At 69.7% G+C, this 9250-nt stretch carries 8 protein-coding genes and 2 pseudogenes; 6 read left to right on the top strand and 4 right to left on the bottom strand.

Annotated features, from left to right (window positions below):
* A pseudogene (locus I71_RS35600) lies at positions 1-203 on the top strand (hypothetical protein); the annotation flags it as partial.
* A gap of 138 nt (positions 204-341) precedes the next feature.
* Positions 342-1367 (top strand): nicotinate-nucleotide--dimethylbenzimidazole phosphoribosyltransferase, encoded by a 1026-nt coding sequence (cobT, locus tag I71_RS05225; RefSeq protein WP_042691719.1) that lies wholly within the window; start codon positions 342-344, stop codon positions 1365-1367.
* Between the two features lie 36 nt (positions 1368-1403).
* Here the strand turns inward: cobT and I71_RS05220 are convergent, their stop codons facing one another.
* The 4 genes from I71_RS05220 to I71_RS05205 all read right to left on the bottom strand — a co-directional run bounded on the left by I71_RS05220 (position 1404) and on the right by I71_RS05205 (position 4978).
* Complete coding sequence (locus tag I71_RS05220) at positions 1404-1973, bottom strand: hypothetical protein (protein WP_042691714.1); 570 nt, start codon at positions 1971-1973, stop codon at positions 1404-1406.
* A gap of 22 nt (positions 1974-1995) precedes the next feature.
* Positions 1996-3144, bottom strand: coding sequence for a succinyl-diaminopimelate desuccinylase (gene dapE / locus I71_RS05215; RefSeq protein WP_042691726.1), 1149 nt, complete (start codon positions 3142-3144; stop codon positions 1996-1998).
* A 138-nt stretch (positions 3145-3282) separates the two neighbouring features.
* Positions 3283-4125 (bottom strand): 2,3,4,5-tetrahydropyridine-2,6-dicarboxylate N-succinyltransferase, encoded by an 843-nt coding sequence (gene dapD / locus I71_RS05210; protein WP_042691710.1) that lies wholly within the window; start codon positions 4123-4125, stop codon positions 3283-3285.
* A gap of 109 nt (positions 4126-4234) precedes the next feature.
* The gene (locus tag I71_RS05205; RefSeq protein ID WP_042691706.1) at positions 4235-4978 is read right to left on the bottom strand and encodes a pyrimidine 5'-nucleotidase; all 744 of its coding nucleotides are present in this window, start codon (positions 4976-4978) and stop codon (positions 4235-4237) included.
* A gap of 333 nt (positions 4979-5311) precedes the next feature.
* Here I71_RS05205 and I71_RS39495 point away from each other — a divergent pair.
* From I71_RS39495 to I71_RS05190, 4 genes and pseudogenes are all read left to right on the top strand, one after another.
* Positions 5312-5851, top strand: a pseudogene (locus I71_RS39495) (PAS domain S-box protein); the annotation flags it as partial.
* Between the two features lie 589 nt (positions 5852-6440).
* Positions 6441-6935 (top strand): GGDEF domain-containing protein, encoded by a 495-nt coding sequence (locus I71_RS39490; protein ID WP_307188961.1) that lies wholly within the window; start codon positions 6441-6443, stop codon positions 6933-6935.
* A gap of 62 nt (positions 6936-6997) precedes the next feature.
* Positions 6998-8260 (top strand): DUF2336 domain-containing protein, encoded by a 1263-nt coding sequence (locus tag I71_RS05195; RefSeq protein WP_307188960.1) that lies wholly within the window; start codon positions 6998-7000, stop codon positions 8258-8260.
* Between the two features lie 31 nt (positions 8261-8291).
* Entirely contained in the window at positions 8292-8924 is a 633-nt protein-coding gene (locus tag I71_RS05190; RefSeq protein ID WP_042691723.1) for a hypothetical protein, read from the top strand.
* Positions 8925-9250 lie beyond the last annotated feature (326 nt).

Raw genomic sequence — 9250 nt, 5'->3', positions numbered from 1 at the left:
GCGGCCGGCCCGCCCGCTTGCGCGACAAGGAGCATCGCCGCATGCGCGACGAGCCGGTGCGGACCGACCAGACGGGGGGCAGTGGCGTCGCCGTTGGCTTCGGGCTGGGGCTGGGCCGGATCGTCGGTTCCGAATCGGCGACGCCGGTGACGTCGGCCACCGCGGGCGCTACCGAAACCCAGGCGGTCGCCAAGGCGGCGTGAAGCCGGCGTCAGGTCCGTTGACCGATTGGAGATGACCGGGCGGGGAAGGGGCAAAATGCCCTACGCTGGCGCTTTGACTTGACGGCCGGATGGGTGCAAGGTCGCGCCGTTTTTGGCGCTCACCCCTCAGGACCGATCATGAGCAACCAGCAGCCCGCCGTTACCTTCGAGGAAATCCGCGCGCTCGTGCGCAACCTGCCCGGCCCCGACCTGGAGGCCGGCACCGCGGCCCTCCAGCGCGAACGGCAGCTGACCAAGCCGGCCGGTTCGCTCGGCCGGCTGGAGGAGATCGCGCAGTGGATGGCGACCTGGCAGGGTGAGCACCCGGCCGACGTGCGCCGCCCCCGCGTCGCCGTCTTCGCCGGCAATCATGGTGTGGCCGCCCGCGGCGTCTCGGCCTATCCGGCCGAGGTGACGGTGCAGATGGTCGCCAACTTCCAGAATGGCGGGGCTGCGGTCAACCAGCTCTGCGAGGTGGCCGACGCCGACCTGCGCGTCTATGAGCTGGACCTGGAGAACCCGACCGCCGACTTCACCCAGGGTCCGGCCATGGGTGAGGAGGAGTGCTGCCGCACCATGGCCTATGGCATGATGGCGGTTGAAATGGGCGTCCAGCTGCTGGCGCTCGGCGAGATGGGCATCGCCAACTCGACCTCGGCGGCGGCGATGTGCCTGGCCATGTTCGGCGGCGAGGCGGCCGACTGGACCGGCCGCGGCACCGGCATCGACGATGCCGGGCTGGCCCGCAAGATCGCCGCGGTCGAGGCCGGCGTCGCCGCCAACCCGCAGGCCAAGGACGATCCGTTCGAGGCGCTGCGCTGCCTGGGCGGCTACGAGTTCGCCGCCATTGCCGGCGCCATCCTGGCTGCCCGCGTCGCCCGCGTTCCGGTGCTGCTCGACGGCTTCGCCTGCACCGCCGCCGCCGCGGTGCTCTACAAGGCAGACCGCCGCGCGCTCGACCATTGCATGGTCGCCCATCGCTCGGTCGAGCCGGGGCACACCCGCCTGATGCAGCTGATCGGCAAGGAGCCGCTGCTCGATCTCGGCATGCGGCTGGGCGAAGGGTCCGGTGCGGCGCTGGCGATCAACATCGTCAAGTCGGCCGTCGCCTGCCATGCCGGCATGGCGACCTTCGCCGACGCGGGTGTCAGCACGCAGGGGTAAGGATGGCTCAGGGTGTCGTGAGGGCTTCCCTGGCCCTCACAGCATCCCATCCGCCAGATCGCTGATCGCCGCCGACAGGAACAGGTCCAGCATCACCAGCGCGGCGGCGGCCAGGCCCGACAGCGACAGGGCGGTGCGCAGGACGAACCACTGGTAGGTCAGCATCGCCATCATCACGCCGAAGACCAGCGCCTCGGACACCCCCGATGGCAACAGGCCGGTGGCGGACAGCAGGATGGCCGGCAGATAGATCGCCATCTGCACCACCGCCGACCAGTTGTAGGCGCTCAAGGCACCGGGATAGAGCTGCTCCTTGCCCAGCAGCGCCGATATGCGGAACAGCGCCAGCGGGAAGGCGGTCCAGCTGACGATGTAGGCGATGCCCTCCACCGTCACCAGCTGCAGGACCGGCGTGCCGTCCAGCTGGTCCCACAGGCGGATCGCCAGCAGCAGCGCATAGGCCGGCAGAACCACCAATGCGGCGTAGAAGGAGTTCAGCGCGCCGTCGGGCGTGCGGTCGAAGAACTCCATCCCCGTCCGGTCGAAGCGGGCCAGCCGCCAGGCGCCGGTCAGGGCGGACAGGATGGCGGGGGGGGTCAGCGGCATCGTAGCGTCCCGGTCAGGCTGGTCACCCGGCAAGGCGCGTGAACACGCCCTTCAGGATCGACTCATAGATGGCGGTCAGCTGGCGCAGATCCTCCACCGAACAATATTCGTCCACCTTGTGCATGGTCTGGCCGACCAGCCCGAACTCCACCACCGGGCAGACATTCTTGATGAAGCGGGCGTCCGACGTGCCGCCGGTGGTCGAGTAGTCCGGCCGGCGTCCGGTCACTCCCTCCACCGCGTCGGCCACCAGCTCGGTCAGCGGGCCGGGAGGGGTGACGAAGCTGTCGCCGGAGCAATAGATCTCCAGCTCATAGGCGCCGCCGATGGCGTCGAAGCTGCGGCGCAGCCACGCCTCGATGCTGGCCGGGGTGTGGGCGTCGTTGAAGCGGATGTTGAAGATCGCCTTGCCTTGGGCCGGGATGACGTTGGTCGCCTTGTTGCCGACGTCGATGGTGGTCAGCGCCAGGGTGGAGGGCTGGAAATGTGCCGTGCCCCCGTCCATCGGGTTTTCGGTGATGGCGGCCAGCATGCGGACCAGCCGCGGCAGCGGGTTGTCGGCCAGATGCGGGTAGGCGACGTGGCCCTGCGCGCCGAACACGGTCAGGAAGCCGGTCAGGCTGCCGCGCCGGCCGATTTTGATCATGTCGCCGAGCGCCTTGGGGTTGGTCGGCTCCCCCACCACGCAGGCGTCGATGCGCTCGCCGCGCTCGGCCAGCCAGTCCAGCACCTTGCGGGTGCCGTTGATCGCCACCCCTTCTTCGTCGCCGGTGATCAGCAGGCTGACCGAGCCGGCGGGCGGGCCGTCCTGCAATCGGCGGGAGACGGCGGCGACGAAGGCGGCGATTGCACCCTTCATGTCCACCGCACCGCGGCCGAACAGCCGCCCGCCCATCACCGCGCCGGCGAAGGGGTCGACCGTCCAGCCCTTGTCGCCGGGCGGCACCACGTCGGTGTGGCCGGCGAAGCAGAAGTTGGGACCGTCGGTGCCGAGCCGGGCATAGAGGTTCTCGACCGGCTCGGTTCCCTCCTGCTGGAAGCGCAGGCGATGGCAGGTGAAGCCCATCGGCGCCAGCGCCGCCTCCAGCACGCTGAGCGCGCCGTCGTCGCGCGGCGTGACGCTGGGGCAGCGGATCAGATCCTGGGCGAGGGCGACGGGGTCGATGGTCATGCTGCTCTTTTCCAACCGGCCCGGCCTCCGCCGGTCGTCATCCCCGCGAAGGCGGGGATCCAGGTGCAGAGGCCGGAGTGCTGTGTGCGACGCCTGGACCCCCGCCTTCGCGGGGGTGACGGTGGAACGGCTGCCGGATCAATCCCGCAGCAAGTCGTTGATCGCGGTCTTGGACCGGGTCTTCTCGTCGACGCGCTTGATGATGACGCAGCAGTACAGGCTGGGGCCGGGCGTGCCGTCGGGCAGCGGCTTGCCGGGCAGCGAGCCGGGGACGACGACCGAATAGGCCGGGATGCGGCCCATGAAGACCTCGCCGGTGTGACGATCGATGATCTTGGTCGAGGCTCCGATGTAGCAGCCCATGGAGATGACAGCACCTTCCTCGACGATCACGCCCTCGACGATCTCGGAGCGGGCGCCGATGAAGCAGTTGTCCTCGATGATGACCGGGTCGGCCTGCAGCGGCTCCAGCACGCCGCCGATGCCGACGCCGCCCGACAGGTGGACGTTCTTGCCGATCTGGGCGCAGGACCCGACGGTGACCCAGGTGTCGACCATGGTGCCGCTGTCGACATAGGCGCCGACATTGACGAAGCTCGGCATCAGGATGACGCCGGGGGCAACATAGGACGACTTGCGGGCGATGGCGCCGGGCAGGGCGCGGAAGCCGGCATTCTGGAACTGGCCTTCGCTCCAGCCCTCGAACTTCGGCGGAACCTTGTCGTACCAGGAGGAGCCGCCGGGGCCGCCGGGGATCATCTCGTTGGCGTTCAGGCGGAAGGACAGCAGCACGGCCTTCTTCAGCCACTGGTTGACCTTCCAGCCGTCCGCGGTCTTCTCGGCGACACGCAGGTCGCCGGCATCCAGCGCATCGAGCGCCGCGTTCACGGCGTCGCGGACGGGGCCGGTGGTGGCGGTGGTGAGATCGGCGCGGTTTTCCCAGGCGGCGTCGATGGTGGCTTGCAGGCTGGCGTGGCTCATGGCGCGGTCGTTCTGCTGTCGATTGTCCAAGGGACGGCACCATGGAGCCGCATAGCGCCCCCTGTCAACCACACCCGCGGCCGGCATCGGCCGGTTTGCGACAAAGCGCCTAGACTCCCGCCACCGCTGCCAGCCAGGCGGGCAGATCGTCGACGGTGTGGTCGATGTGGACCCCGGCGCCGACGCCGGCCTTCTCGTATTCCTGCTCGCCGCGGACCCAGACGGTGGTCATGCCCAGCGCATGGGCGGGGGCGAGGTTGCGGGCGATGTCCTCCACCATGCAGGCGTCGGCCGGGTCGAAGCCGTGGCGCTCCACCAGCGTGGCATAGGGGCGGGGATCGGGCTTGGGCACATAGCCGCCGGCGGCGATGTCGAACACCGCCTCGAACCGGTCGAGGATGCCCAGCCGGCCGGCGACATTCTCGGCATGGCGGACCGAGCCGTTGGTATAGATGATCTTGCGGCCGGGCAGACGGGCCAGCGCATCGGCCAGCAGGGCGGAGGGCTGGACGCCGGTGACGTCGATATCGTGGACATAGTCCATGTAGGCGGCCGGATCGACATCATGCTCCGTCATCAGGCCGCGCAACGTGGTTCCATAGTCGCGGAAGAACCGTTTCTGCCGCACCCGCGCCTCGTCCATGCCGATGTTGAAATGGGTGGCGATGAACTCGTTGATCCGGCGGTCGACCTGCGCGAACAGATTGCAGGACGCCGGATAGAGCGTGTTGTCGAGATCGAAGACCCACACCGCGCGGTCGCGCAGGGCGGCGAGGGGATCGGTCACGGGTCCGGTGGCGGAGCCGGTTGCGGAACCGGGCGCCGGTGCGGCGGGGGAGGTCGGGACGGTCATCCCCCAAGAATGGGGCCGTCGCCATCCGGCCGCAAGGCGCTTCACGAGGTCGCGGTCGCCGGTGCGGTCACCTGCCACGTCACCGCTATGGGGACTTCCCCTGTCTCGTAGGTTGATTGAAGATTAATCCCTAAAGAGGTAGCATGGAACAGGGCTTGCAACGGTTTGCAGCCTAAGATTTATCGCTTCGTCTGCCTCGTGGCCCGCAAGCCGCGTGGATTGCCCTCTGGGATTGTCGTGGATCTTCCCCTGACCACCGGTAACACCGCCTCCGCCGCCGGCCAGACCGGCGAAGCGACCCTGGTCGCGCTGTATCCCGGCCCGGCCCTGCGGATGGATGCGGCTCTTGCTGTCGTCGAGGCCAATGCCGAGGCGGAAGACATGATGGACAGCGATGCGCGCTGGCTGCCGGAGCTGCGCAACTGGCTGTCGGCGTCCAGCGTGGCGCCGGGGCTGCGGTCGGTGCCGGTGGAATCGCTGCGCGGGATCATGATCGTCGAATGGGCCGGCGTGCCGCTGCTGGACGGCGGGTTCCTGCTGCTGGGCCGCGACGACACGCTGGAACGGCAGCTGCGGCACACGCTGACCGAATCGCGACGGCGCTACAAGGATCTGGTGGAGGTCTCCTCCGACTTCGCCTGGGAAACCGGGCCGGACGGCACCTTTGTCTTCGTCAGCCACAAGGGCGCCCTCGGCTATCCGGCCGACGCGCTGATCGGCCGCGACCCGCGCACCCTGGCGCTGGAGGAGGCGGAAGACCTGCCGCTTCCCTTCGACTGCCGGCGTGCGGTCGACCAGACCGAGCTTTGGTTGAAAAGCGCCGATGGCGCGCCGGCCTGCGTCGTCGCCTCCGCCCTGCCGCTGTTCGGACCCCAGGGCGACTGGATCGGCGCCCGCGGCGTCTGCCGCGACGTGACGGATCAGGTGCTGCGCTCCAACGAGCTGGCGCGCATCCGGTACCGCGAGCGCCTGCTGGGCCACATCGTCCACACCCTGCGCGACCGTCTCGACGCCGCGGAGGCGCTGGCCGTTGCCGCGACCGAGACCGCAAGGGCGCTCAGCGCCGACGGCTGCCGGATTTACCGGGCGGAGGAGGGGAGCGGGACCGGCGGCGGGCGCGTGGTCCTGTCGCTGGTGGCGGAGTTCGGCGCCAAGCTTCCGGATGTCGGCTGCGGGCTGCTCGACCGCATCGCCAATGGCGAAGGGCTGGTGGTCGACCGGCTCGGCGATGTCCAGCTGATCGGCGACCGGACCGAATACCGGCAGCTGGTGAATGGCGCGCTTCTGGTCTGGCGCACCGCCGATTCGGAGCCATGGGACGACGACGACCGCCAGCTGATGTCGGGCGTGGCCGACCATATCGGCATCGCGCATGCCCATCTCGCCTATCAGGAGCGGCTGCGCCGGCTGTCGGAGCGCGACGGGCTGACCGGCCTGTTCAACCGCCGCACTTCTCGAGCGGCTGGAGGAGTCGATCTCCCGGCCGGACAGCGGGCCGTCCGCCNTGCTCTATGTCGACCTCGACAATTTCAAGGCGGTCAACGACCTGCATGGCCACCAGCAGGGCGACGCGGTGCTGAAGGCGATCGGCACGCTGCTGACCACCGGGGTGCGGCCCGGCGACCTGCCTGGACGGCTTGGTGGCGACGAGTTCGTGCTGTGGCTGGGCCGCACCGACGAGGCGAAGGCCCGCATCGTCGCCGACCGGCTGCTGACCGGCATGCGCGATCTGGTCCACCTGTCGGCCAGCCCCGAGAAGCCGCTGGGCCTGTCGATCGGCATCGCCGTGCATGTGCCGGGTCGCGGCGAATCGGTGCGGGAGTTGACGGAGCGCGCCGACGCCGCCATGTACGACGCCAAGAAGAGCGGCAAGGGCCATTACGCCCTGGCCCCCGCCCATCAGGCGGCATCCCGGATCTCTTCACCCGACGTTTCCGCCCCGGAGCCTGCCCCGTGACCCCGCCCGCCAACCCGCGTCCCGAGGCACTCGACCCCGCCGACTACGAATCCGCCAAGCGGATGGTGCAGAGCGAGGATCCGGCTGTCCGCCGGAAGGTGGCCGAACATCCCAGGACCCGGCCTGAACTTCTGTATTTCCTTGCCGCCGATGCCGCGGCCGAAGTGCGGCGCGCCATCGCCACCAATGCCGGGACTCCACGGCAGGCCGACCTGCTGCTGGCCAAGGACCGCGAGGTGATGGTGCGGCAGGCGGTGGCGCGGAAGATCGCCCGCCTGCTGCCGGAACTGTCGGCCGACCAGGCGATGCAGATCGAGCGGCTGACGGTCGAGTGCCTGGAAACCCTGGCGCGCGACCAGGCGACCGAGGTGCGCGGCATCCTGGCCGAAGCGCTGAAGGACCTGCCCAACGCCCCGCATGGCGTCATCAACCGGCTGGCCCGCGACGTCGAGCTGTCGGTCTGCGCCCCTGTGCTGCAGCATTCGCCGATCCTCACCGAGGAGGATCTGACCGACATCATCATGAAGGGGCCGGTGCGGGGCGCGATGACCGCCATCGCCAGCCGGCAGAATGTCAGCGCTTCCGTCGCCGATGCCATCGCGCGGTCGGACGACGAGGCGGCGGTGACGGCGCTGCTCGGCAACCCGTCGGCCCAAATCCGTGAGGAGACCCTCGACCGCATCCTCGACCAGGCGCCGCAGCATGAGCCGTGGCATTCGCCGCTGGTCCGCCGCCCGCGGCTGCCGGCCCGTGCGGTGGCGCGGCTGGCCAGCTTTGTCGCCGACAAGCTGCTGAAGGTGCTGCAGGATCGTGACGACCTCGACCCCGACGCCACGCGCGGGCTGGTGGAGGCGGTGCGTCAACGGGTCGGGCAGGCCGCCGCAGGAGCCCCCGGCCTGCCGTCCGGCCCGGTCGATTTCGGCGAGGAGGCGGTCGGCGGTGCCGCCGCCGGACCGGAGAAGCCGGTCGAACGTCCCGGAGACAAGGCGGCCCGCCTGAACAAGGAAGGCAAGCTGACCGAGAAGCTGATCGAGGGATCGATGGTGGAGGGCGACCGCGGCTTCGTCATGGCCGCCCTGGCGGAGCTGTCGCAGATTCCGCTGCCGGTGGTGGACCGCATCGTCGCCACCCATGCGCCACGCGCCGTCACCGCCCTGGTGTGGCGTGCCGGGCTGACCATGCGCTTCGCCCGGCAGGTCCAGTTGCGGCTCGCCCAGATTCCGCCAAAAACCGCGCTTAATGCTCGCGACGGCACGCACTATCCGATGACCGATGAAGAGATGCGCTGGCAGCTCGAATTCTTCGGCGTCGAGGCGAAGGCGTGACCTTCCTCACCGCTCTTGGGTTGTGTTCGACATGCGTGTCGCCTTTCTCGCCTTCTTCGTCGTCCTGATCGCCGCCGCCACCGGCTTCGCCGCCCCGCCGCGCGAAACGCCGGAGGAGCGCGAGGTCGCCGCCACCTTCGACGCCGCCCGCAGCGCGCTGGCCGAAAAGCGCGGCTCGGCGGTGATTCCGCTGCTCACCCGCAATTCGGTCAAGACGCTGGAATCGGTGCGCGATGCCGCCCGCCAGCCCGGCGACGCGCCGTTGCAGCGGCTGGAACCGGCGGAGCGCTTCGCCGCCATGGGCCTGCGCCGTTATCTCGGCCCGGCGGAGCTGCGCCGCATGTCGGTCGGCGACATCGCCAACCACGCGCTGACTGCCGGCTGGCTCGGACCCAACGTCATCTCCCGCAGCGCGCTGGGACAGGTGCGGGTGAAGGGCGACCGGGCGTCGGGCCTGCTGATGGTCGACAACCGGCCGGCGCTGGTCCCTGCCGATTTCGTCCGCGAAGGCGGATCGTGGCACATCGACCTTGCCGGCGTCTTCACCTTCAGCAGCCAGATGCTGAAGGGCTTCGCCGCCATGTCCGGCAAGGACGAGACTGCCTATATCGACGAGCTGCTCGACCGGCTGCCGGCCAAGCCCGGGGCGATGAAGGCGCGCTGAGCGGAAGCGGGGTGCCCCGTCCACCCATCATCCCAGCGGTCTCCCGTTCTCCCGCCCGGTTCCTTTTGGCGCCGTCCATCCGCGGGATTGCGGCGACTCCGGCGAATGCGTAGACTCGCGCCCGCTTCCACCAAGTGTTGGCGCCGCCGATGACCGCACCGGAAGAGTCCAGTTCCCCGCCAGCCCAGGGCCGGAGCGTGCCCTGCGTGCCGGTTTCCGCACTGCCGTTCTCGGGCTTGCCGCTGCGCGCGAGGGTCGGGTGCCGATGCTTGTCGGCGCCGCGCTGCTGCTGGCGCCGGAACGGGCCGTCGATCCAGGTCCGTGCG

The organism is Azospirillum sp. B506, assembly GCF_000333595.1.
Lineage (GTDB): Bacteria > Pseudomonadota > Alphaproteobacteria > Azospirillales > Azospirillaceae > Azospirillum.
The sequence above is the reverse complement of the archived record's forward strand: the minus strand, read 5'-3'. Positions and strand labels throughout refer to the sequence as shown.